The following is a 23,517-nucleotide window of genomic DNA, read 5'->3' as shown; positions in this document are numbered from 1 at the left end:
GCGCTCCCCGCCGCCGACCGGCCGTCCCGGGCTACGGTGCCGGGGTGACCTGGGCCGAGACCTGCATGTTCTGGCACGTGTACCCCCTGGGCTTCACCGGAGCCCCGGTCCGCGAGGCGCACGACGCCGCACCCCGGCTGCGGCACGTCGAGGCGTGGCTCGACCACGTGCTCGGCCTCGGGCTCAACGGCCTCCTGCTCGGACCGGTGTCCGCCTCCGAGACGCACGGGTACGACACCGTCGACCTGCTGCGCGTCGACCCGCGGCTCGGCACCGAGGACGACCTCGACGCGCTGCTCGCCGCGTGCCGCGAGCGGGGGGTCCGCGTGGTGCTCGACGGCGTGTTCCACCACGTCGGGCGCGGGCACCCGTGGGTCCGGCAGGCGCTCGCGGACGGCCCCGACGGCCCGTACGCGCGGTACTTCCGGATCGACTGGTCGGACCCGGCCGCGCCGCGGCTCGCCGACTTCGAGGGGCACTCCTCGCTCGTCGCCCTGAACCACGACGAGCCCGCCGTCGCGGACCACGTCGCCGACGTCATGACCGCGTGGCTCGACCGCGGCGCGGACGGCTGGCGCCTCGACGCGGCCTACGCCGTGCCGCCCGCGTTCTGGGCCCGCGTGCTGCCGCGCGTGCGCGCCGCCCACCCCGACGCGTGGTTCGTCGGCGAGGTCATCCACGGCGACTACGCCGGGATCGTCGCGGAGTCCGGCCTCGACTCGGTCACCCAGTACGAGCTGTGGAAGGCGATCTGGAGCAGCCTGCTCGACGGCAACTTCTTCGAGCTCGACTGGGCGCTGCAGCGGCACGCCGACTTCCTGCGCACGTTCGTGCCGACCACGTTCGTCGGCAACCACGACGTCACGCGCGTCGCGTCGCGCGTCGGCCCGCAGCGCGCGGTGCTCGCCCTCGTCGTCCTGATGACCGTCGGCGGCGTCCCGTGCGTCTACTACGGCGACGAGCGCGCGGCGACGGGCGTCAAGGAGGAGCGGGTCGGCGGCGACGACGCGGTCCGGCCGGCCTACCCGGCGACGCCCGACGCGCTGCCGCCCGACGGCGCGTGGATGCAGGAGGTGCACCAGGCGCTGGTCGGGCTGCGCCGACGCCACCCGTGGCTCGTGCGCGCCACGACCGAGGCGGTCGAGCTCACCAACACGCGCTACGTCTACGCGGCGCGCGCGGACGGCAACGAGCTGCTCGTCGAGCTCGTCGAGCTCGACGTGACCGACGTGCCGCGCGCCACCGTGCGCGACGCGACCGGGGTGCTGTTCACCTCGGCACCCTGACGGCACCCGGTCTCCCGGCGCGCGCCGACCGCGACCGTCGCACCCCCGGGGCCGCGTGCCCGTCCGGGCGGGTCGGGCCTCCCGATCGGGCGCCCCGCCGGACCTGCTGCGGGGCGCCACCGGCGAGGACCGTGGTCGCCGAGCGGCCCGCCGCGGGCCGCCGGACGAGGGGGACGCCCGTGCGACGCACCTGGAGGACCGCAGCCGCAGCGCTCGCGCTGGCCGTCGTCGTGACCACCGGTCAGGCTGTCGCGGCCGCCGCCCGGCCGCCGGGCGTCGCGTGCGGCGACGTCCTGACGGGCGACGTGCGGCTCACCCGCTCGCTGCACTGCACCACGTCGCCCGGGCTGACGCTCGCGGCGGGGGCGTCCCTCGACCTCGGCGGGCACAGCCTCGTCGGACCGGGCACGGGCGTCGCGGTCGTGACCGACCCGACCGCGCCCACGACGCTCCGCAACGGCACGGTCCGCGGCTGGGACGCGGGGGTCCGGCGGGCCGTCGAGGACGAGCCGACGACCGCCCCGCTCGTCGTCGACCGGCTCGTCGTGCGGGACACGGGGACCGGGCTGGGCGTCGAGCTCGGTGCGACGCTCGACGTGCGGCGCTCGCGGTTCGTCGGCAACGGCACGGCCGTCAGCGGCTTCTACGGGACGGTGGACGTCGCCGACTCGGTGTTCGTCGGCAACCAGGTCGGCGCGAGCGTGTCGCAGGGCCGGCTCACGGTCACCGGGTCGCGGTTCACGGACGACGTGTTCGCGCTGGACTGCGGGGAGTGCGCGCTGACGCTCGCGCGCTCGACCGTGACGGGCAGCGACCGGGCCGTCTACGGGTACGGCTCGGGCGGTGCACGGATCGAGGACAACGTGTTCACGCGCAACCGGGTCGTGCTGTCCTCGGAGTGGTCGGGGACCCCCGACCAGGTGCTGCGCAACCGGTTCGCGGACAACGACGTCGCGGTCGAGGCGCTCGTGCCGATGCACCTCGAGGGCAACGTGTTCGTCCGCAACCGCCTCGCGGTGCACTCCGACGACCACGAGCGCGGGTACTTCGCCGAACCCGTCCTGACGCTCGTCGACAACCGGTTCGACCGCAACGGCGACGCCGTCTACACGACGTTCCCGGCGACGCTGCAGGGCACGGTCGCGGTCCGCAGCACCGGGTACGGCATCTACGCGCCGCTCGCGACCGACCTCGGCGGCAACGTCGCGTACGGCAACGGCACCGAGCCGCAGTGCACGGGCGTCGTATGCGCGGGACGGTCCTGACGGCGCGCAGGCGCGCAGCCGCGCGGCGGCCCGGGGGAGCCGATCACGCCTGCGGCGAACACGGGCAGTGAGGGCAGTACCCCACGGTTAGCATCGAACAACGCCGCTCGTCGTCGCCCATCGGCCGCCGCCCCGGGTACCCGGCGAGCACGTCGCTCGTGAGGAGTGCACATGTTCGAGAGATTCACGGACCGAGCCCGCCGCGTCGTCGTCCTCGCCCAGGAAGAGGCGCGGATGCTGAACCACAACTACATCGGCACCGAGCACATCCTCCTGGGACTCATCCACGAGGGTGAGGGTGTCGCGGCCAAGGCCCTGGAGTCGCTCGGCATCTCCCTGGAGGCCGTCCGGGCCCAGGTGCAGGAGATCATCGGCGAGGGCCAGCAGGCGCCGTCGGGTCACATCCCCTTCACGCCGCGCGCCAAGAAGGTGCTCGAGCTGTCCCTGCGCGAGGCGCTCCAGCTCGGCCACAACTACATCGGCACCGAGCACATCCTGCTCGGCCTCATCCGCGAGGGTGAGGGCGTCGCCGCCCAGGTGCTCAACAAGCTGGGCGCCGACCTCAACCGCGTCCGCCAGCAGGTCATCCAGCTGGTGTCGGGCTACCAGGGCAAGGAGCCGGTCGCGGCCGGCGGCCCGCAGGAGGGCCAGCCCTCGGGCTCGGCCGTGCTCGACCAGTTCGGTCGCAACCTCACGCAGGCGGCGCGTGACGGCAAGCTCGACCCGGTCATCGGGCGCGAGAAGGAGATCGAGCGGGTCATGCAGGTGCTGTCCCGCCGCACCAAGAACAACCCCGTCCTCATCGGCGAGCCCGGCGTCGGCAAGACGGCCGTCGTCGAGGGGCTCGCGCAGGACATCGTCCGCGGGGACGTGCCCGAGACGCTCAAGGACAAGCAGCTCTACACGCTGGACCTGGGTGCGCTCGTGGCCGGCTCCCGCTACCGCGGTGACTTCGAGGAGCGCTTGAAGAAGGTCCTCAAGGAGATCCGCACGCGCGGCGACATCATCCTGTTCATCGACGAGATCCACACCCTCGTGGGTGCGGGTGCCGCCGAGGGCGCGATCGACGCCGCGTCGATCCTCAAGCCGATGCTCGCCCGCGGCGAGCTGCAGACCATCGGCGCGACGACGCTCGACGAGTACCGCAAGTACGTCGAGAAGGACCCGGCCCTGGAGCGCCGCTTCCAGCCGATCCAGGTCGCCGAGCCGAACCTGCAGCACGCGATCGAGATCCTCAAGGGCCTGCGCGACCGCTACGAGGCGCACCACCGCGTCTCCATCACGGACGCCGCGCTCGTCGCCGCCGCCACGCTGGCCGACCGGTACGTCAACGACCGGTACCTGCCGGACAAGGCGATCGACCTCGTCGACGAGGCGGGCGCGCGCCTGCGCATCCGTCGCATGACGGCCCCGCCGGAGCTGCGCGAGCTCGACGAGCAGATCGCCGAGACGCGCCGCGACAAGGAGTCGGCGATCGACGAGCAGGACTTCGAGAAGGCCGCCCGCCTGCGCGACGCCGAGAAGCAGCTCGGCCTCAAGCGCCAGGAGAAGGAGAAGGCCTGGAAGTCCGGCGACCTCGACGCCGTCGCGGAGGTCGACGAGGAGCTCATCGCCGAGGTGCTGGCGAACGCCACGGGCATCCCGGTGTTCAAGCTCACCGAGGAGGAGTCCAGCCGCCTGCTGCGCATGGAGGACGAGCTGCACAAGCGGGTCGTCGGCCAGGACGCCGCCATCAAGGCGCTGTCCCAGGCCATCCGCCGCACGCGTGCCGGGCTCAAGGACCCGAAGCGTCCCGGTGGGTCGTTCATCTTCGCCGGCCCCACGGGCGTCGGGAAGACGGAGCTCGCCAAGGCGCTCGCGGAGTTCCTGTTCGGTGACGAGGACGCGCTGATCCAGCTCGACATGTCCGAGTTCTCGGAGAAGCACACCGTCTCGCGGCTGTTCGGCTCGCCCCCCGGGTACGTCGGGTACGACGAGGGCGGTCAGCTCACCGAGAAGGTGCGTCGTCGTCCGTTCTCCGTCGTGCTGTTCGACGAGGTCGAGAAGGCGCACGCGGACATCTTCAACTCGCTGCTGCAGATCCTCGAGGACGGTCGCCTGACCGACTCGCAGGGCCGGGTGGTCGACTTCAAGAACACCGTCATCATCATGACCACCAACCTCGGCACGCGGGACATCGCCAAGGGCCTGCAGACCGGTTTCCAGGCCGGTGGCGACCTGTCGACGTCCTACGAGCGGATGAAGGCCAAGGTCAACGACGAGCTCAAGACGCACTTCCGTCCCGAGTTCCTCAACCGCGTGGACGACGTGGTCGTGTTCCCGCAGCTCTCGCAGCCGGAGATCTTCGCGATCGTCGACCTGATGGTCGCGAAGCTCGACAAGCGTCTGCGCGACAAGGACATGGGCATCGAGCTCACGCCCGCCGCGAAGAAGCTGCTGTCGGAGAAGGGCTACGACCCGGTCCTGGGCGCCCGGCCGCTGCGCCGCGCGATCCAGCGGGACATCGAGGACACGCTGTCCGAGAAGATCCTGTTCGGCGAGCTCAAGGCCGGCCAGCTCGTGGTGGTCGACGCCGAGGGCGAGGGGCTCCTCGGGGAGTTCATCTTCCGCGGCATCGCCAAGGGCATGCGCAAGGAGCCCGTCGCGGTCGGCGCGAGCGTCGGCACGCCGGGCTCCGGCACGGACGTCCCGGCGGCACCGCCGGTGTCCGGCGCCGGCGACGGCGGCACGGGCACCCAGCCGCTGGGCGCCTGACGCCCACCGCCTGACGACGAAGGCCCTGGTTCCTCGTGACGAGGACCGGGGCCTTCGTCGTGCGCGGACCAGGGCGCCGGGGCGTCCGCCGACCAGGTGACGTCCGTGCACGGATTGTCGGGAACGTGTGCGTATGGTTCGTCCGGCGCGTCCGAGATCCGGGCGCGTGCGAACCAGGAGGCTCTCGACAATGAGGCTACGCAAGCTGGCTGCTGCACTCGTGATGTCCGGTGTGATCGGCACGCTGGGCGTGACGGTGGCGCCGTCCGCGTCCGCGGCGGGGTACATGTACCTCGGGCCGTACTCGCTCACGAGGTGCCGGCAGCTGCTGACGGTCCACGACGCCGGCGCCCAGTGCGTCCGCAGCGGGTGGCCGCAGTCGCAGGGGCTGTACTACCTGCGGTACTGGCAGCCCTGATCGGCGGACCGCCTTGACGCCTGCGGTCGTCGGCCTCCCGCATCGCGTGAGGGGTGGTCGCAGGCGTCGGGCGGGTGAGCCGCACGTGACGTCCGGACCGGTCGCGCAACGCGACCGGTCCGGACGTCGAGGAGCGGCACGGTGCAGCCGATCGGGATCGTCGCGCCGCGGGGGAGCACAGCCACGCGCCCGACGGCAGCGGTCAGCGGGCCGGGGTCGTCGCGCAGGCAGCCGCAACCTGCTCGACGGTCGCCCGCATGAGAGCCACGCGGGCCGCGACGCCGGCGTCGTGCGGACGGGCGGCCCACTTGAGGCCGATCCGCGGGACGTCGCCGGCGGCGGCGAGGGTCGCGGCGATCTCGGACGGGCCGAGGAGCGACGCCGAGGAGGCGGCCAGGGCGGGGTCCTCGCCGCGGGGCGGGATGTGCATGTCGCCCCAGGCCGGGCCCCACGCGGTGTCGGCGTCGGTCGCGCCTGACAGGACGAGGAGGCGGAGCAGGCCCTCGTCGGCGACGGTGCGCGTGTGCGCGACGGGCGTGGTGGTGTCGCGGCCCTCGATCGCGGAGCGCCCCCAGTTGACGACCATGCCGAGCCGGTCCGGGGGGAGCCCGAACGACCGGACGACGGCGAGCTCCTCGTCGAGGCCGAGGAACCCCTTGGCGGGCGCCTGTCCCGGCACGTGCGCGTCGCAGTGCTCGACGAGGAGCTCGGCCCCGGCCAGGTCCCAGCCGAGGATCTCCTCAAGGGACCGCGCGAACGCGTCGGGCGCGCCGCGCAGCGGGCCGGGGGAGGTGTGCACCTCGATCGCGGCGACGCGCCGGCGGCCGTGCCGGTCGGCGAGCGTGCGCGCCAGGTCGCGCGCCCGGGCGACGTCGCCGAGGGCGAGCGCACGATGCTCGGGCTCGTGCGACGCCAGGCCGTAGCCGGGCTCGTCGGCGCGGCGCACGGTCATGGCCGGGACGAGCGTGACGACGAGGTCGCTGTCCGCGGGGACGTGCGCGTCGATCCACGCGGGGTCGAGCGTGCGGTGCCCCTCGGGCTGGAGCGCGAACTCCAGGCCCGCGAGGTCGAGCTCGCCGACGGCGTCGAAGAACGCGTCCTCGGCCGCGGGCTCGGTGGGGGCGGTGATGTACGCGGAGACGTACAGGTCGGGCGTCGGCATGCGTCCTCCGGGGTCGCGTCGATGGGCTCGGCGGTGGTCTCACCGGCGACGCGGAAGGTCCGACCCGTCCGGAAGACGGGGTGTTGACCGGTCTGCGACGCTGCGTTACCGTTCCGTTCCGCTACATGGAACTGAGTTCCACGAAAGTCTGACACCGTCGTCCTGACTCCCGCAAGCACTCGCCGGGCCGCACCGCCTGGCACCCCGGACCATCCCCGCGCTCGCTCCTGAGCGCCCGCACGCCCACGCCCTGCGTGGGCCGCACCGAGGAGCACCCATGAGGCGAAACACCGTCGTTTCCGTCACCGCGCTCACCGTCGCCGCCGCGCTGGGCCTCACGGCCTGCAGCAGCGGCGGCACCGACTCCGCTGCCGGTGGTGGCAGCACCGGCGCATCCGGCGGCGAGGCCGCGACCGTCTTCAAGGTCGCGTTCAACCAGCAGCCCAACCACCCGCAGTTCCGCGCGCTCGACGCGATGGGCGACCGCATCAAGGAGCGCACCGACGGCGCGTACGACCTGGAGATCTACCCGAACGAGACGCTCGGGGCGCAGAAGGAGACCATCGAGCTCGTGCAGTCGGGGGCCGTCGAGTTCTCGGTCGTCGCGAGCCCGCTCCTGGAGAACTTCAACCCCGACTTCGTGGTCTTCAACCTGCCCTTCACGTTCGACTCGCAGGACCACCAGCGCAAGACGACGAACGACCCCGAGATCGTGTCCGAGCTGTACTCCTCGCTCGACGACCAGGGCCTGCACGTCCTCGCGTCGTTCCACGGCGGCGTCCGGTCGATGTACAACGCCGAGAAGCCCATCGAGACGCCGGCCGACCTCGAGGGCATGAAGGTCCGCGTCATCGAGTCCGACACGAACATCGAGATGATCCGGCTGATGGGGGGCACCGGGACGCCCATGGGCATGGGCGAGGTGTACGGCGCGCTCCAGTCCGGCGTCATCGACGCGGCCGAGAACAACGAGCTCACCTACGCGAACGTCAAGCACGCCGAGGTCGCGCCGTACTTCAGCTACACGCGCCACCTCATGCTGCCCGACTACCTCATCACCAACCCGGCCGTCATGGAGGGGCTGCCGGACGACGTGCGGGCGATCTTCGAGGAGGAGCTCGCGGCAGCCGTCGAGGAGGAGGGCGAGCTCTGGAAGACGGAGATCGAGGTGGCCAAGGAGATGGCGACCGAGGCGGGGGCGACGTTCAACGAGGTCGACGAGGACGCGTTCGCCGAGGTCATCCGGCCGCTCACCGAGTCGAGGCTCGACAACGACCTCATCCGGGAGATCCACGAGAAGGTCCGCGCCGCCGCCGAGTGACGGCGTCGACCGCCGCCCCGCGTACCGAGAGGCCCGTCGATGACATCCCCTCCAGGACCCCCGCAGCCGCCGGACGACCCCGACCGGGCGGGTGGCCCCGACCATGCCGACGACCGCACCGACGACCAGGCCGGTGTCCCGCCCGTGCACGCCGAGCACGCGCTGCTCATCCGGTTCAAGGCGGGCCTCGACGCGGTGCTCCGCACGGTCTGCGTGACCCTGTTCGCACTGCTCGTCCTCCTCGTGACGTGGCAGGTGTTCACCCGCCTCGTGCTCGACGCGCCCAGCGTCTGGTCGGAGGAGGCCGCCCGGTACGTGTTCGTCTGGGTCAGCCTCATCGGGGTGTCGATCGCGACCGGGGAGAAGGCGGACGTCGCGATCGACTACTTCGTGCTCAAGGCGCCGCTGGCCGCGCAGCGGGTGCTCGAGGTCGTCGCCTACCTCGCGACCCTGACGTTCGCCGGTGTCGTCATGGTCTGGGGCGGCTGGACCAACGCGCACCAGACGTGGGACCAGGCCAACCCCGTGCTGCCCGTCTCTGCCGGCGTCCTGTACCTCGCGGTCCCGGTCGCGGGCGTGCTGTTCGCGTTCTACCTGCTCTACCACCTGGCCGGCACGCTCTCGCGCCGGTACGCGGGCGTCGAGCACACCGCACCCGAGGAAGGGGTCGAGCTGTGAGGGACGTCGCGCTCGTCACCGCCGTGCTGTTCGGCGGCATGGCCGTGCTGATGGCGATCGGTGCGCCGGTCAGCATCAGCATCGGCCTGCCGTCGGCCGTCTCGCTCGTGCTCGTCATGGGCCTCGAGGACGGTGCCGCGACCTCCGCGCAGCGGATGTTCAACGGCGTCAACTCGTTCGCGCTGCTCGCGATCCCGTTCTTCATCCTCGCCGGCGGCATCATGAACAACGGCGGCATCGCGACGCGTCTCATCAACCTCGCGAAGGTGCTCGTCGGCCGCACCCCTGCGCCGCTCGCGCAGACCAACGTGCTGGCGAACATGCTGTTCGGCGCCATCAGCGGATCGGCGATCGCCGCGGCCGCCGCGGTCGGCACCACGATGTCGCCGATGCAGGCGCGCGACGGGTACGACAAGGCGTTCACCGCCGCCACGAACGTCGCGTCGGCTCCCAGCGGCATGCTCATCCCGCCGAGCAACCTCATGATCATCTACGCGATGGCGAGCGGCAGCGCGTCCGTCGGGGCCCTGTTCCTCGCGGGGTACGTGCCGGGCGTCCTGTGGGGTGTCGCGTGCATGCTCGTCGTCGCGTGGTACGCCCGCCGCCACCCCGAGCTCAAGGTGCCGGTCCGGTGGAACCTGCGCGAGATCGGGATCGTGTTCGTCGAGGCGCTGCCGTCGCTCGCGCTCGTCGTCGTCGTCATCGGCGGGATCGTCGGCGGGTTCTTCACCGCCACCGAGGGGTCCGCGGTCGCGGTCGTCGCCTCGCTCGTGCTCGCGTTCCTCTACCGGGCGATCACCGTCAAGGACCTGCCGCGGATCCTGTACGCCGCGGCCCGCACGAGCTCGGTCGTCATCTTCCTCATCGGCGTCTCGTCGATCATGTCGTTCGTCATGAGCTTCACGCGCATGCCGCAGCTCATCGCCGAGAGCCTGTTCGGGTGGACCGACCAGAAGGTCGTCGTGCTGCTCGTCATGATGCTCGTCCTGCTGGTCATCGGGATCCCGCTCGACGCCACGCCCGCCGTGCTGATCTTCACGCCGATCTTCCTGCCCATCGCGCTGCAGTACGGCATCGACCCCGTGCACTTCGGGATCATGCTGACCTTCAACCTCTGCATCGCGATCATCTCGCCACCGTCGGCGCCCGTGCTGTTCGTCGGCGCCCAGGTCGCAGGCGTGCGCATCGAGCCCGTCATCCGGCACCTCATGCCGTTCTTCCTCGCCCTCGTGGCGGTCCTCTTCCTGGTCGTGTTCGTCCCGCAGCTGTCCCTCTGGCTGCCGGGGCTGCTCGGCCTGCTCTGACCCGTACGTCGACCCGAACCCCGACACACGACCCCACGACGGAAGGCACCCGATGGACCTGCGGTACGCCACCAGCCCCGAGCACGTGCCCGGCATGGACACCGACGAGCTGCGCCGGCGGTTCCTCGTGCAGGACCTGTTCGCCGACGACGAGGCCCGCGCGGTCTACACGCACCACGACCGCGTCGTGCTCGTCGGCGTCGTCCCCGCGAGCGCGCCCGTGACGCTCCCGACGTTCCCCGAGATCCGGTCCGAGCACTTCTTCGACCACCGCGAGGCGGGGATCGTCAACGTCGGCGGACCAGGCACGGTCACCGTCGACGGGGCCGTCCACCACGTCGACCGGGGGGCGTGCCTCTACGTGGGGCGCGGCGCGCGCGACGTCGTCCTCGCGTCCACCGGCGCCGGCGGAGCGGACGGCCCGGCCCGGTTCTACCTGTTCTCGGCACCGGCCCACACCGCGTTCCCGACGACGCTCGTCGAGCCCGGTGGCGGCACCGTCCGCGAGCTGGGCGACGCCCTCACCTCGAACCGCCGCACGCTCACGCAGTACATCCACGAGGACGGCGTGCGGTCCTGCCAGGTCGTCATGGGCGTGACCCGGCTGCACCCCGGCTCGATGTGGAACACCATGCCCGCGCACACGCACGACCGGCGGACGGAGGTCTACCTGTACGTCGACGTCCCCGACGACGCCCGCGTCGTCCACCTGCTCGGCGAGCCGACCGAGACCCGGCACCTGCTCGTCGCGAACCACGAGGCCGTCATCGCCCCGAGCTGGTCCGTCCACTCGGGGGTCGGCACCGCGAGCTACGGCTTCGTGTGGGCCATGGCAGGCGAGAATCAGTCGTTCGACGATATGGATGGGCATCCCATCACCGACATGCGCTGACGCGCCCAGGACGACAGGTGGACGGACATGGTCTCCGGCTCGACGCCAGCACCCCGCACGCGAGCGGGCGACGAGCCCGACCAGCCCGACCAGCCCGTCCGGCTCGGCCCGCGGCCGGACACCGCGCCGGGTGCGAGCGAGAAGACGCTGCTCGTGCTGGAGGCGGCCATGGCGCACGGCCGGTTCACGGACGTCGTCGAGGCGACGGGTCTCGCGAAGGCCACCACCCACCGGATCCTCGCGACGCTCATCAACCGCCAGTTCGTGGTCCTCGCGGCCGACGGGACCTACCTGCCCGGCCCGAAGATCCTGTCGCTCGCCGGGCGGGCGATGGCCCGCATCGACATCACCGCGATCGTCCAGCCGTTCGTCGACGAGCTCGTCGAGAGGACGCACTGCACCGTCCACGTCGGGGTCAAGAACGGCGACGAGATCGTCTACCTGATCCGCGCCGACTCCGACAAGCCGTACCTCATGCCGTCCCGGGTCGGCCTCGCGATCCCCCTGCACACCTCGGGGATCGGGAAGGTCGTCCTCAGCGGCTTCACCGACCAGGGCCTCGAGCGGTTCGTCGAGCGGGTCGGGCTGCCGCGCCGGACGGCGAACACCATCACGACGCTGGAGGAGCTCCAGGCCGAGGTCGCCGAGATCCGGCGGCTCGGGTACGCGCTCGACCGCGAGGAGAACGTCCCGGGCGTCGCGTGCGTCGCGGCCCCCATCTACGACACCACCCACACCGTCAGCTACGGGATCAGCATCTCGACGCTGACGCTCGAGCACAGCATCGACCAGATCGAGGCGATGGCCCCCCTGGCCATCGAGGCCGCACGACGGATCTCCGCGGCCCTCGGTCACACGGGCTGACCGGACCGGTCGCCCACGGCGCACCGGAGGAGAGCAGCCCATGACGACCGCCCCCAGCACCTCGGCCGAGTACACGGCCCGCCTGTTCGGGCTGACCGGCCGGCTCGCTGTCGTCACCGGTGCCAGCCGCGGCATCGGGCTCGCCGTCGCCGAGGCGCTCGCCTGGTCCGGTGCGGACGTCGTCGGCGTCAGCCACTCCCTGCCGTCCGGCGCGAGCGACGTGCGCACCGCCGTCGAGGCCGCCGGCCGGACGTTCACGCCGCTGCGGGCCGACCTCGCCGACCGGGCCGCGGTCGCCGCGCTCGCCGCCGACCTCGCCGGCCGGGACGTCGACATCCTCGTCAACAACGGCGGCACCATCCGCCGCACACCCGCCGTGTCGCACACCGACGCCGACTTCGACCACGTGCTCGACGTCAACCTGCGCGCCGCGTTCGTGCTCTCCCGGGAGGTCGGCCGGACGATGGTCGCGCGCGGGTCCGGGTCGATCGTCAACGTCGCGTCGATGCTGAGCTTCCAGGGCGGCATCACCGTGCCCGGCTACACCGCGTCCAAGTCGGCGCTCGCCGGCCTGACGCGCGCGCTCGCGAACGAGTGGGCGTCGTCGGGCGTGCACGTCAACGCCGTCGCGCCCGGCTACGTGGCGACCGCGAACACCGACGACCTGCGGGCCGACCGTTCGCGCTCCGACGAGATCCTCGGCCGGATCCCCGCGCACCGCTGGGCGACGCCCGCCGACGTGGCGGGTGCCGTCGTCTTCCTGTGCTCGCCTGCCGCGGAGTACGTGCACGGCGCCGTGCTGCCGGTCGACGGCGGGTGGCTCGCGCGCTGACGGGACGACGACGGCCCCGGTCCTCGTGAGGAGGACCGGGGCCGTCGTGCGTCTACCGCGACGAGACCGTCGTCAGGCGTTCGCGACCATCATCGCGCCGACGATCGCGCCGATGATGAAGCCGAGCACCGTCGCGACGATCGAGATGATGAACGCGATGTTGCCGAGCGGCTCGTGCTTCTTGAACTTCGCGATGCTCGCGAGGACGATCGCCGCGCCGCCGAACAGGATCGGCACGAAGAGCAGTGCGATCGCCGCGAGCGGGAACGAGATGATCGACAGGACGTTCGACGCCTTCGCAGGGGCCGGCTCGTAGGGCGCGGGCGCAGCGGGCGGCGGGTACTGGGGGTCGGACATGGTGCTCCTCAGTCGTGGGGTGTGCGCGCCCATCCCACCATGAACCCGACCCCGCACTCTCCCGATCTGGGCGATTTCTCACTGTTCGGGTGAACGTCACGCCCTGGTCGGCCCACCGCAGCGCGCCGCACACCGCGCGACGCGCGCGTCCTACGCGCTCGGGAGGGCGTGTCGGTGTCATGCTGCGGCCAGCAGCCGACCCCCGAGTGAGGAGCGCCGATCGACACGGCCGTCGTCCTCGACACGTTCGTCGACGTCGCGACCGCTGACGCCCGCGGACGCTGGCCGGACGTGCGCATCCTCGGCAGCGAGGTCGGGCCCGCCCACGCGGCGGTTCGGCTGAGGATCGGGGTGGTGCACCTCGAGCGCTGTGCAGAGCTGCGCGACGGGCTCGTGTTCGACACGGTCGGGCTCCCGGCCGGCGGCTGCGCGACGGCGTTCCTGGACGTCCTCCCACCGCAGCTGGTGGGGGAGATCGCGCAGTGGCGCACGTATGACCGACGCATCGACGTCGTCGCTGGCTTCGACCGGGCGCGTCGAGCACGCCGGCTCCGCGTCACCCGATGGGACCGTCGCGAGATCGGCGCCGCCGTCGACGTCTCGTCGGACCGCGCCGTGTGGCTCGTCGCCCACGCCGGGGGTTCCCCGCTGCAGCTGCGGGGTCAACGGGTGACCTCCGCGGCCGCGAGGCGCGCCGCCGTGTGGGGGTTGGTGGGCCGGGGCAGGCCGTAGTGGTCGCGCAGGGTCGTGCCCTCGTACTCGGACCGGAACAGCCCGCGCTCGACGAGGATCGGGACCACCTGGTCCACGAACTCCTCCAGGCCCGACGGCAGGACGGCGGGCATGACGTTGAAGCCGTCGGCGGCGCCCTGGTCGTACCAGTCCTGCAGCGTGTCGGCGACCTGCTCGGGCGTGCCGGAGAACGTGCGGTGCCCGCGGCCGCCGCCCAGCCGCCCGATGAGCTGACGCACGGTCAGCCGCTCCCGGCGGGCCAGGTCGACGATGAGCGTGTACCGGCTCTTCGCGCCCTCGATCTCGTCCTCCGACGGCAGGTCGGCGGGGAGCTCGCGGTCGAGCGGCAGGTCGTCGGGGTCGACGCGCAGGGTCGCGGCGAGCTGGCGGCGTGCGTACTCGGGCGCGATGAGCCGGTCGAGCTCGTCCTCCTTCTCGCGGGCCTCGGCGGCGGTCGCGCCGAGCACCGGCACGATGCCCGGCAGGACGAGGATCGTCGCGGGGTCACGACCCCACTCGACGGCCCGGCGCTTGAGGTCGGCGTAGAACCGCTGCGCGTCGTCCAGCGTCTGCTGCGCCGTGAACACTGCCTCCGCGTAGCGGGCGGCCAGGTCCTTGCCGTCTTCCGACGACCCGGCCTGCACGAGCAGCGGGTACGCCTGCGGCGAGCGCGGCGTCGTCAGCGCCCCGGCGACCGAGAAGTGCTCGCCGACGTGCCCGATGGGGTGCACGCGCGACGAGTCGCCCCACACGCCGGCGGCCTTGTCGCCCACCTCCGCGTCGTCCTCCCACGAGTCCCACAGCTTGAGCGCGACCTCGAGGAACTCCGCCGCGCGCTCGTACCGGGCGTGATGGGCGGGCTGCTCGTCGAGCCCGAAGTTGCGGGCCGCCTCGACGAACGCGGTCGTCACCACGTTCCACCCCGCGCGCCCGCCGCTGATGTGGTCCACCGACGCGAACCGCCGCGCCAGGTTGTACGGGTCGTTGTAGGTCGTCGACGCCGTCGCGATGAGGCCGATCCGCTCGGTGACCGCCGCGATGGCCGCGAGCACGACGGTCGGCTCGAGCGTCCCCGCCGGGCGGCGGCCGATGTCCCGGTGCAGCGCGGGGCCGTCGGCGAAGAAGATCGAGTCGAGCTTCCCGCGCTCCGCGGTCTGCGCGAGGCGCTGCAGGTAGGCGATGTTCGTCGAGACGTACGACGGGTCGCTCTCGGGGAGCCGCCACGACGCCTCGTGGTGGCCCGTGCTCATGAGGAACGCGTTGAGGTGCAGGCGGCCCGGGCGGTGCTCGCCGCGCGCGCGGGTGGGCGGGGTGTGCGTGGTCATCGGGTGCTCCTCGTGTCGTGGGAGTCGCTGCGGTCGGAGAGGTCGGCGCGGTCGTGCGTGTCGGTGCGCTCGTGGACGTCGGTGCGGTCGTCGGAGGCGGTCCGGTCGAGGTGACCGGTCGGGCCGGGGGCGTCGGCTCCCGTCGCGGGGCGCGCCGCAGCGGGCACGCCGAGCGCGTCGAGCAGGCGGGCGCGCAGGTCGGCGAACCGCGGGTCGGCGGGGTCCCGCGGGCCGTCCAGCGCGACCGGGACGTCGAGCGCGATCCGGCCGTGGTCGAGCACGACGACCCGCTCCGCGAGCACGATCGCCTCGTCGACGTCGTGCGTGACGAGCAGGACCGCGGGCCGGTGCCGCGCGCACAGGTCGCGCAGCAGGTCGTGCATACGGATGCGGGTGAGGGCGTCGAGCGCCCCGAACGGCTCGTCGGCGAGCAGCAGCTGCGGCTCCCGGACGAGCGAGCGGGCCAGGGAGACGCGCTGCTGCTCGCCGCCCGACAGCTCGGTGGGCCACGCGCGCTCGCGGCCCGCGAGGCCGACCTCGGCGAGCCGCTCGCGCCCGAGAGCCCGCGCGTCCCCGCCGCGCAGCCCGAGCGTCACGTTGTCGAGCACACGGGCCCACGGCAGCAGCCGCGAGTCCTGGAAGACGACGGACACCCGCTCGGGGACCGCGACCGTGCCGGTGCCGTGCACGTCGTGGTCGAGCCCGGCGAGCGCGCGCAGCAGCGTCGACTTCCCCGAGCCGGAGCGGCCGAGGATCGCGACGAGCTCGCCCGGCGCGATGGTCAGGTCGAGGTCGCGCAGCACGCGCCCGTCACCCTCGGCCAGGCCGTAGGAGCGGACCAGGTCGCGCACCACGACGGACCCGTCGGACGTGGTCGTCCGCTCGTCGGCGAGCACGCCGTGCACGGGCGGCGGGACGGCGGACCTCGCGGGCACCCGCTCGTCGGTCCGGTCGGGCACGGAGGTGGTCAGTCCGCGAGCGTGCGTCGCCATGCGAGCGCCCTCCTCTGCACGAGGCGGACGAGCGCGTCCGAGCCGAACCCGAGCAACCCGTACAGCACGAGGCCGACGACGATGACGTCCGTCTGCCCGTAGGTGCGTGCGAGCTCCATCATGTAGCCGATGCCGGCCGTGCCGTTGATCTGCTCGACCACCACCAGGGACAACCAGGCGCCGGTGACGGCGAACCGCAGCCCCAGCAGGAACCCGGGAAGTGCGCCCGGCAGGACGACGCGGCGGACGAACTGCCACCGCGACAGCCCGATGGTCTCCGCGAGCTCGACGTAGCGCGCGTCGATGGTCCGCAGGCCGTTGTGCGTGTGGATGTACACGGGCACGAGGACGCCGAGCAGGATCGTGACGACCTTCATCGTCTCCCCGATGCCGAGCCAGAGGATCAGCAGGGGCAGCAGGGCGAGGCTGGGGATCGCCCTCTTGACCTGCACGGGGCCGTCGACGAGCGCCTCACCCCACCGGGACAGCCCCGAGAGCAGCGCGAGGAGCGTGCCCGCGACGATCCCGAGCGCGAGACCGGCGGACGCGCGCCCGGCGGACACCGCGAGGTTCTCCTGCAGACGGCCGTCGGCCAGCAGGTCGCGTGCGGTCGTGACGACGGTCCACGGTGCGGACAGCGTGCGCGGGTCGACGAGCCCGACGGCGCTGCCGACCGACCAGGCGGCCAGGAGCGCGAGCAGCCCGACGGCGGCGCCGCCCGGCACGGGCCGGCCGGGGCCGAGGCGCCGGGTGCGGCGTCGGACGGCGGGTCGGGTCCGGCCGCCGGCGCGAGGGGCCGTGAGTGCGCGGGGTGCGGCGAGCGTCGACATCAGCCGCCCGCCCCCGCCCGGTAGGCCGCGGCGCCCTCGGCGACGACGGCGGCGAACCGCTCGTCCCACAGGTCGGCGGCGTCGAGCACGTCGTTGCCCGTGGCCTGCGCGAGCAGGTCGATCGTCTCCTGGTGGCGGGCGATCGGCTCGGTCCAGTCCTCCGGCAGGTCCGGGACGCCGGCGTGCGCGACCAGGTAGTCCGCGTCCGCCGCGCTCAGGCCCTGGTCCTCGACGTAGTACCCCTGCTTCCACTCCTCCGGGTGGTCGTGCACCCACAGCTTCGCGGCGGCCCACAGCTCGACGTAGGCGCGCAGCGCGGCCGCCTTCGCCGGGTCGGCGAGCACCTCGCTCGGCACGTACAGGGTGCTCGGGTCGTCCCGCAGGCCGTGCGCGACGACGTGCGCGCCGTCGGACCCGTACGCGTCGAGGTAGCGGGCCACCTGGATCCCGCCGAGCGGCGCGACGTCGACCTCCTTGGCGGCGAGCGCGGTCGGGTACACGTCACCCGTGCTCGGCAGCTCGACGAGCGTCACGTCGTCCTGCGTGAGCCCGGCCTCCTCCAGCGCGCGCAGCACGATCGCGCCCTGCGCCTGGCCCGGGCTGTACGCGACCCGCAGCCCGCGGAGGTCCTCGAGCTCGTCGACGCCGTCGACGCCGGGCGCGACGCCGAACGAGTAGATCGGGTTCTCCTGCCAGTCCTCCCGGTAGGCGGCGGCCACGATCTGCACGTCGAGGCCCGTCCACGTGGCGTGGATGGGCGGGATGTCGGCGACGGCGCCCACGTCGAGGGACCCCGCGCGGAACGCCTCCGTCGTCGCGGGACCGCCGGACACGTTCGCCCACTCGATCTCGAAGCCCAGGTCGCTGTCGAGGTCGTCGCCTGCGATCTCGACGGCCTTCTGCGTGGTGGGGTCGCCGACGACGAGCGTCGTGCCGGCCGGGACCGCGGTCGGCAGCGCACCGGTCGGTGCGCTCGCGGCGCCGTGCCCGGCCTCGGCGTTCGCCTGCGAGCAGGCGGCCAGGCCGGCGAGCGCGAGGACCGCGAGCGCGGCGACGGCGACCCGCGTGGGGCGCGGCGTGCGTGGCGGGCTGCCGGTGCGGCGCGCGACGGGGCGCGCCGGCCGTGCGAGGTGCCGGGAGGTGCGGGCGGTGCGGGACATGGGTGGTCCTCTCGATGGCAGGACGGATCGACCCCGGGACGGCCCGGCAGGGCGCGGGGTGCGTGGTCGGACGGCAGCGGTGCGCGGCCGCCGCGTCGCCGGCGCGAGGCCGGCCGGGTGGCGGCCGTGGTGCGACGCCGGGCGCGCGGGGGCGCCGACGGTGGTGCCAGGTCAGGAGTGCGCGGACACGGACGCGGGGGAGAGGGGCCCGACGAGGGCGGTGACGGTCGCGGCACGCAGGGCCGGGAGCGTCACGGTCGCGGCGCGGGGGCGCCGCTGGCCCGACGGTGGGCGGCGACGGCGGGGTCGACGCTCAGCGACAGGCGCGACACGCCCGACACGCGTCGACGACGGCGTGCAGCGGCGCTGCGGCGTCGAGGACTCGGCGTGCGGGCATGGGACGACCCTGCCAGGCGTGCCGAGGCGTGAGAAGAGGCCTCCCAAATCCCGAGACGATTGGTCGGGATTTGGGTCTGGCGGCGGTCACCGCCTCGGAACAGGGGTGAAGGGTGCCGCCGACGCGACCGCGTCAACGGACCTCGAGCACCGACCACCAGTCGTTGTCGTCCCGGCCGTCGTAGCCCGTGACCTCCTGCTGGCCGGCCGTGTGCTGCTGGTGCGCGGCCCGGTGCGAGTGCAGCGCGACCCCGGTCGCGACGTGCACGAGCCGGACCCGGCCTCCCGCGCGCCACCTCCCGCCGCCGTCGGACTCGACCCGCCAGTCGTCGTTCGCGTCCCCCGCGTCGTCCCCGCCGAACGCCGTGACCTCCTGCTGCCCCGACACGGGCGACGGGAAGCCGTGGTGGCTGTGCAGCCGGCGCCCCGTGGAGACGTGCCGCAGCCGCACCACGTCGCCGTCCCGCAGCGCCCGGCCGTCACCCTCGCCCGCGGCGGTCCCGTGCGGGCCCTCGAGCCGCCACAGGTCGTTGTCGTCGGACCCGTCGAACGCCGTCACCTGCTGCTGACCGGACGTCCCGTCGTGCGTGTACGCGAGCGCGTGCGAGTGCAGCGTGCGGCCCGTCCAGACGTGGGACAGCTTCATGACGTCGCCCGTGCGGACCTGCAGGTCCGGGGCGGGTGCCGTCCGGGTCAGCACGCGCGGCGGCTTGGGCGTGTAGTCCTGCACGAAGAACCCGCGCCAGCGGGCGCCGTTCGTCGCGGTCCAGTCCTTGTGGTCGCCGTCCGAGACGAGCTGGACCTCGCGGCCCGGCGTGTTCGGGTCGTACACGCGCAGCACCGTGCGGCCCGAGGCCCGGTCGAGGTCGTACCCGTACGCGACGACCTGGTGGTTCTGGCCGACCTTGCCCAGCGAGCGCGCGACGACGAGCCCCAGCACCACCGGACGTCCGGCGTCGACGGCGGCCACGACCCGCGGGACCTCCTCCTCCTTCGTCCAGCGGCTCACGCCCTTGAACACCCACGTCTCGTCGTCCGAGTGCAGCGTCCACGTGAGGAACTTCGCGGCGGAGCCCGTCATGAACGACTGCACCTGCCGCTCCTGCAGGTAGCGGGCGAGCCAGTGGTCGTCGGGAGGCACGCGGCCCGGGGCGTAGAGCGCCGCGGACCAGCGCGGGACGGGCCGGCCGGAGAGGAAGTAGTCGAGCGTCGCGTACGACATGCCGCCGCACCGGCCGCGCGTCGTGATCGTCGCGCCGTTCGGCAGGGTCAGGTGCTCGTCGACGAACGCGTTGGGGAACGCGAACCCGTGCACCGCCGGGTCGAGGTCGACCGTCCGCCACGACCGCGTCCCGTCCGAGCGCGGCGGGACCGGCGCGTCCCACGGGCCCGGCACGCCCGTCGATCCCGGGAGCCGGGGCGGGGGGATCCGGTTCGGCATCGGCGGCTGTCCTTCGTCCGGGTGGCGCGGGGCGGGCGGCTGCCCAGCCTGCCAGGGTCGAGCCTCGCACCGTCCAGGAGTCCGCGCCCGAGCGAGCAGATACCGGGGGCGTGCCCGGCCGGGCCGTCGAGCGGTTCGCCGGGGGACGCGCAGACGCCGACGGGCGACCCGCACGCGGCGGGCCGCCCGTCGGCGGTCAGGGACGGTCGGGCCGTCCCGCGCGGGTCAGGACTGGCCGATCGCCAGCTTGACCTCGGCGGTGAACTGCTCGGCGGCGGCCTCCGGCGTCAGGCGCCCGAACAGGACCTCCTCGTTGATGCGCCGGATGATGCCCGCGACCTCGCCCGCGCCGACGGGCGGCACGACGGGCCCGTCGACGATCTCGTCCTCGAGGTCCGCGAGGAACTCGGCCGCCTGCTTGTCGGTGTCGTTGAACTTGTCCTGCACCGCGGCGCGGACGTCGGTGTTGGCCGGCAGGCCGCGGTCCGACAGCAGGATCTCGCCGGCGGCCGGGTCGTTGAGCAGGAAGTCGACGAGGAGCTTCGACTCCTCCGGGTGCTCCGAGGCGGCCGAGACGGAGTAGAACATCGCCGGCTTGAAGTACATGCCGGTGCGGTCCTCCTCCGACTCGCCCGGGACGCGCAGGAGCTGCAGCGTGCGGCCCGACGCCTTGGTGATCGCGCTGAGCTGGTTGGTCCAGAACCACGCCATCGCGCCCTTGTTGGTGCCGACGAGCGACTGCTCCGGGCCGCCCGCGTCGGTCTCGACCGTCAGCGCGGCGTCGGGCGTGCCGCCGCCGGCCTGCAGGTCGAGCGAGTACTGCCACCACTCGGCGAGCGTCTTGTCCTTGTAGCCGACCTCGGCCTCGTCCGTGTAGAGGGACTCGCCGCGCTGGCGGGCGAAGATCGAGAAGCCCGGCTCGTTGAAGCCGTAGTCCTGCGTCCCGTAGACCGCCTTGCCGGTCTTCGTCGAGATCTCGTTGGCGATGTCGACGTAGTCCTCCCACGTCCACGTCGTGTCGTCCGGCATCTCGACGCCCGCCGCGGCGAACGCCTCCGGGTCCGCGACGATCGCGTACGCGTTGACGCCGGTCGCGACGCCGTAGAGCGCGTCGTCGATCGTGCCGGACTGCAGCACGTTGTCGTCGATCTTCGACGTGTCCAGGCCCAGCTCGTTGAGGTCCGCGAGCACGCCGCGCGAGGCGTAGTCCGACAGGAAGCGCTCCTCCTGCGTGATGACGTCGGGCGCGTCACCGCCGGCCACGGACGTGCCCAGCTTGTCGAAGTACGAGTTCCAGTCCGTGTAGTCCGGGACCACCGTGATGTGGGGGTACTTCTTGGTGAACTCGTCGAGGACCTGCTGGGTGAGCTCGTGCCGCGAGTCCGAGCCCCACCAGGAGAAGCGGATCTCGACGGGCTCGGGCGGGCCCGAGCTGGTGGCCTCGGCGGCGGGCTCGCCGGATCCGGCGCAGGCGGTCAGGGCGAGGGCCCCCACGGCGAGCAGGGCGGCGGACCGCAGGACGGCGGTCCGGCCGCGCAGGGCGGGACGGTGGCGCATGGTTCTCCTTCGTGACGAGGACGTCGGTGTGCTGGTCACTGCGGCCGGGAACGAGCCCGGGTGCTACTTGATGCCCGTCGTCGCGATGCCCTTGACCAGGTACTTCTGGCCGAAGAGGAAGGCGAGGAAGACGGGCAGGAGGGAGACGATCGACATCGCGAACATCGGTCCCCACGAGCTCTGGCCCGTGGAGTCGATGAAGGTCCGCAGCGCGACGGGTGCCGTGTACATGTCGGGCCGCGTGAGGAAGATGAGCTGGCTGAAGAAGTCGTTCCACGTCCAGATGAACGTGAAGATCGCGGTCGTCGCGAGGGCCGGCATCGACAGCGGCAGCATGATCCGCAGGTAGATGCGCCCGTGCCCGCAGCCGTCCAGGCGGGCGGCCTCGTCCAGCTCCTTGGGGATCCCGCGGAAGAACTGGACCATGAGGAAGATGAAGAACGCGTCCGTGGCCAGCAGCTTCGGCACGATCAGCGGCAGGAACGTGTTGATCCAGTCCAGCCGGGAGAACAGCACGTACTGCGGGACGATGATCACGTGGATCGGCAGCATGATCGACATGAGCATGATCGCGAACCACAGCTGCCGGCCGCGGAACTCGAGCCGCGCGAACGCGTAGGCCGCCATCGAGCAGCTCACGAGGTTGCCGACCAGCGAGCCCAGCACGATGAGCGCGGAGTTCATGAGGTACCGGCTGAACGGGTACTGCAGCGCCGTCCAGCCCGCGGTGTAGTTCGTGGTGTCGATCTCCGTCGGGATGATCGAGACGTCGCGGAAGATCAGCTCGCTCGGCTTGAGGGAGCTCACCAGGAGCCACACCAGCGGGTACAGCATGATCAGCGCGAGCGTGATCAGGCCGACGTGCTTGACGAACGCGCGCCAGCGCGCGGGCCAGGGGGAGCGGTGGTGCTCGACGGGCGTGGGCTTGCCGTGCCGCGCGTCTGCCCGGCTGGCGTGCACGCCGGCCGCGGGGTCGGGGCGCATCTGGAGGTCAGTCACTGTAGAAGACCCAATACTTGGAGGCGAGGAAGTTGATGGCCGTCATCGCGGCGACGATGAGCAGGAGCAGCCACGCCATCGCTGACGCGTAGCCCATCTGGAAGGCCGTGAAGCCCTTCTGGTACAGGTAGAGCGTGTAGAACATCGTCGAGTCGGCCGGACCGCCGGTCCCGCCGGAGACGACGAACGCCTGCGTGAAGCTCTGGAACGCGCCGATGACCTGCAGGACGAGGTTGAAGAAGATGATCGGCGTGAGCAGCGGGACGGTGATGCTGCGGAACTGCCGCACCTTGCCCGCGCCGTCGATCGCGGCGGCCTCGTAGTACATCTCCGGGATCTGCCGCAGGCCGGCGAGGAAGATGATCATCGGGGCGCCGAACGTCCAGACGTGCAGGACGACGAGCGTCCACAGCGCGGTGTCCGGGTCGGACACCCAGCCCTTGCCCTCGATGCCGAACAGCCCCAGGAACGCGTTCACCAGGCCCTCGGCGCCGAACACCTGGCGCCACAGGATCGCGACGGCGACCGAGCCGCCGAGCAGCGACGGCAGGTAGAACACCGACCGGTAGAACGCGAGCCCGCGCAGGCCGCGGTCGAGCAGCATCGCCAGCGCGAGGGCCACGACGAGCTGCAGCGGCACCGCGGTCAGCACGTACGTGAACGTCACCTTGAGCGAGTTGAGCAGCCGCGTGTCCTGGAACAGCCGGGTGTAGTTGTCCAGGCCGATCCACTCCGGCGGGCGCAGCAGGCTGTAGTCGGTGAACGACAGGTACGCCGACGCGAGCATGGGCCCGACCGTGATGAGGCCGAGCCCGAGGAACCACGGCGCGAGGAACACCGCGGCGGCCTTGCCGTCCCCTCGCCTGGTCCCCGTGCGGGCTGCGCCCGGGGTGCGTCGTCGTCCGGCCGTCCGCCGGAACTCACTCACTACCGACATGCGTCGATCACCTCG

At 72.6% G+C, this 23,517-nt stretch carries 20 protein-coding genes and 1 pseudogene; 10 read left to right on the top strand and 11 right to left on the bottom strand.

Translation table 11 applies throughout. The features are described from left to right. Nucleotides 1-44 precede the first annotated feature (44 nt). The 4 genes from CELF_RS16925 to CELF_RS16910 all read left to right on the top strand — a co-directional run bounded on the left by CELF_RS16925 (nucleotide 45) and on the right by CELF_RS16910 (nucleotide 5,723). Entirely contained in the window at nucleotides 45-1,286 is a 1,242-nt protein-coding gene (locus tag CELF_RS16925) for an alpha-amylase family protein (RefSeq protein ID WP_013772491.1), read from the top strand. A 179-nt stretch (nucleotides 1,287-1,465) separates the two neighbouring features. Continuing rightward, on the top strand, nucleotides 1,466-2,551 hold the full coding sequence (locus CELF_RS16920) for a right-handed parallel beta-helix repeat-containing protein (protein ID WP_013772490.1): 1,086 nt from the start codon (nucleotides 1,466-1,468) through the stop codon (nucleotides 2,549-2,551). Between the two features lie 171 nt (nucleotides 2,552-2,722). Beyond that, nucleotides 2,723-5,305: an ATP-dependent Clp protease ATP-binding subunit gene (locus tag CELF_RS16915; protein ID WP_013772489.1), complete on the top strand. Its 2,583-nt coding sequence runs from the start codon at nucleotides 2,723-2,725 to the stop codon at nucleotides 5,303-5,305. A 190-nt stretch (nucleotides 5,306-5,495) separates the two neighbouring features. Continuing rightward, complete coding sequence (locus tag CELF_RS16910; RefSeq protein WP_013772488.1) at nucleotides 5,496-5,723, top strand: hypothetical protein; 228 nt, start codon at nucleotides 5,496-5,498, stop codon at nucleotides 5,721-5,723. 202 nt (nucleotides 5,724-5,925) lie between these two features. On the opposite strand, the gene CELF_RS16905 is transcribed toward CELF_RS16910, so the two are convergent. Beyond that, entirely contained in the window at nucleotides 5,926-6,885 is a 960-nt protein-coding gene (locus CELF_RS16905) for a DUF4862 family protein (RefSeq protein ID WP_013772487.1), read from the bottom strand. Between the two features lie 277 nt (nucleotides 6,886-7,162). Between CELF_RS16905 and CELF_RS16900 the strand changes: the two genes are divergently transcribed. Genes CELF_RS16900 through CELF_RS16875 form a run of 6 tightly spaced genes read left to right on the top strand, consistent with a single transcriptional unit; the run spans nucleotide 7,163 to nucleotide 12,776 of the window. Beyond that, a complete protein-coding gene (locus tag CELF_RS16900) occupies nucleotides 7,163-8,206 on the top strand; it encodes a TRAP transporter substrate-binding protein (RefSeq protein ID WP_013772486.1) in 1,044 nt (347 codons plus the stop codon). Between the two features lie 39 nt (nucleotides 8,207-8,245). Further along, nucleotides 8,246-8,884: a TRAP transporter small permease gene (locus tag CELF_RS16895; protein ID WP_013772485.1), complete on the top strand. Its 639-nt coding sequence runs from the start codon at nucleotides 8,246-8,248 to the stop codon at nucleotides 8,882-8,884. Next, the gene (locus tag CELF_RS16890; protein WP_013772484.1) at nucleotides 8,881-10,188 is read left to right on the top strand and encodes a TRAP transporter large permease; all 1,308 of its coding nucleotides are present in this window, start codon (nucleotides 8,881-8,883) and stop codon (nucleotides 10,186-10,188) included. The genes CELF_RS16895 and CELF_RS16890 overlap by 4 nt, the downstream gene beginning before the upstream one ends. Nucleotides 10,189-10,240: 52 nt before the next feature. After that, complete coding sequence (gene kduI / locus CELF_RS16885; RefSeq protein WP_013772483.1) at nucleotides 10,241-11,080, top strand: 5-dehydro-4-deoxy-D-glucuronate isomerase; 840 nt, start codon at nucleotides 10,241-10,243, stop codon at nucleotides 11,078-11,080. Between the two features lie 27 nt (nucleotides 11,081-11,107). After that, on the top strand, nucleotides 11,108-11,944 hold the full coding sequence (locus CELF_RS16880; protein WP_013772482.1) for an IclR family transcriptional regulator: 837 nt from the start codon (nucleotides 11,108-11,110) through the stop codon (nucleotides 11,942-11,944). Nucleotides 11,945-11,984: 40 nt separating this feature from the next. Next, nucleotides 11,985-12,776, top strand: a complete 792-nt coding sequence (locus CELF_RS16875; RefSeq protein WP_013772481.1) for an SDR family oxidoreductase — start codon at nucleotides 11,985-11,987, stop codon at nucleotides 12,774-12,776. A gap of 72 nt (nucleotides 12,777-12,848) precedes the next feature. Here CELF_RS16875 and CELF_RS16870 read toward each other — a convergent pair whose 3' ends face one another. The 10 genes and pseudogenes from CELF_RS16870 to CELF_RS16825 all read right to left on the bottom strand — a co-directional run bounded on the left by CELF_RS16870 (nucleotide 12,849) and on the right by CELF_RS16825 (nucleotide 23,502). Next, the gene (locus CELF_RS16870) at nucleotides 12,849-13,133 is read right to left on the bottom strand and encodes a hypothetical protein (protein ID WP_013772480.1); all 285 of its coding nucleotides are present in this window, start codon (nucleotides 13,131-13,133) and stop codon (nucleotides 12,849-12,851) included. A gap of 177 nt (nucleotides 13,134-13,310) precedes the next feature. Beyond that, nucleotides 13,311-13,799 (bottom strand): hypothetical protein, encoded by a 489-nt coding sequence (locus CELF_RS20520; RefSeq protein WP_126297869.1) that lies wholly within the window; start codon nucleotides 13,797-13,799, stop codon nucleotides 13,311-13,313. Beyond that, complete coding sequence (locus CELF_RS16860) at nucleotides 13,796-15,190, bottom strand: LLM class flavin-dependent oxidoreductase (protein WP_013772478.1); 1,395 nt, start codon at nucleotides 15,188-15,190, stop codon at nucleotides 13,796-13,798. The genes CELF_RS20520 and CELF_RS16860 overlap by 4 nt, the downstream gene beginning before the upstream one ends. Before the next feature lie 155 nt (nucleotides 15,191-15,345). After that, a pseudogene (locus CELF_RS16855) lies at nucleotides 15,346-16,182 on the bottom strand (ABC transporter ATP-binding protein); the annotation flags it as partial. Beyond that, the gene (locus tag CELF_RS16850) at nucleotides 16,158-17,012 is read right to left on the bottom strand and encodes an ABC transporter permease (RefSeq protein WP_013772476.1); all 855 of its coding nucleotides are present in this window, start codon (nucleotides 17,010-17,012) and stop codon (nucleotides 16,158-16,160) included. The gene CELF_RS16850 and the pseudogene CELF_RS16855, both read right to left, overlap by 25 nt. Continuing rightward, a complete protein-coding gene (locus CELF_RS16845) occupies nucleotides 17,012-18,172 on the bottom strand; it encodes an ABC transporter substrate-binding protein (protein ID WP_013772475.1) in 1,161 nt (386 codons plus the stop codon). Before CELF_RS16845 ends, CELF_RS16850 begins: the two co-directional genes overlap by 1 nt. A 529-nt stretch (nucleotides 18,173-18,701) precedes the next feature. Next, on the bottom strand, nucleotides 18,702-20,009 hold the full coding sequence (locus tag CELF_RS16840) for an MIR domain-containing protein (RefSeq protein ID WP_013772474.1): 1,308 nt from the start codon (nucleotides 20,007-20,009) through the stop codon (nucleotides 18,702-18,704). A gap of 225 nt (nucleotides 20,010-20,234) precedes the next feature. Beyond that, on the bottom strand, nucleotides 20,235-21,566 hold the full coding sequence (locus CELF_RS16835) for an ABC transporter substrate-binding protein (protein WP_013772473.1): 1,332 nt from the start codon (nucleotides 21,564-21,566) through the stop codon (nucleotides 20,235-20,237). Between the two features lie 63 nt (nucleotides 21,567-21,629). Continuing rightward, nucleotides 21,630-22,550, bottom strand: a complete 921-nt coding sequence (locus tag CELF_RS16830) for a carbohydrate ABC transporter permease (RefSeq protein WP_013772472.1) — start codon at nucleotides 22,548-22,550, stop codon at nucleotides 21,630-21,632. A 7-nt stretch (nucleotides 22,551-22,557) separates the two neighbouring features. Further along, nucleotides 22,558-23,502 (bottom strand): carbohydrate ABC transporter permease, encoded by a 945-nt coding sequence (locus CELF_RS16825; protein ID WP_013772471.1) that lies wholly within the window; start codon nucleotides 23,500-23,502, stop codon nucleotides 22,558-22,560. Nucleotides 23,503-23,517 lie beyond the last annotated feature (15 nt).

This window comes from Cellulomonas fimi ATCC 484, from assembly GCF_000212695.1.
GTDB lineage: Bacteria > Actinomycetota > Actinomycetes > Actinomycetales > Cellulomonadaceae > Cellulomonas > Cellulomonas fimi.
Note: the sequence above shows the minus strand (reverse complement) of the source record. Positions and strands in the feature narration are given on the sequence as shown.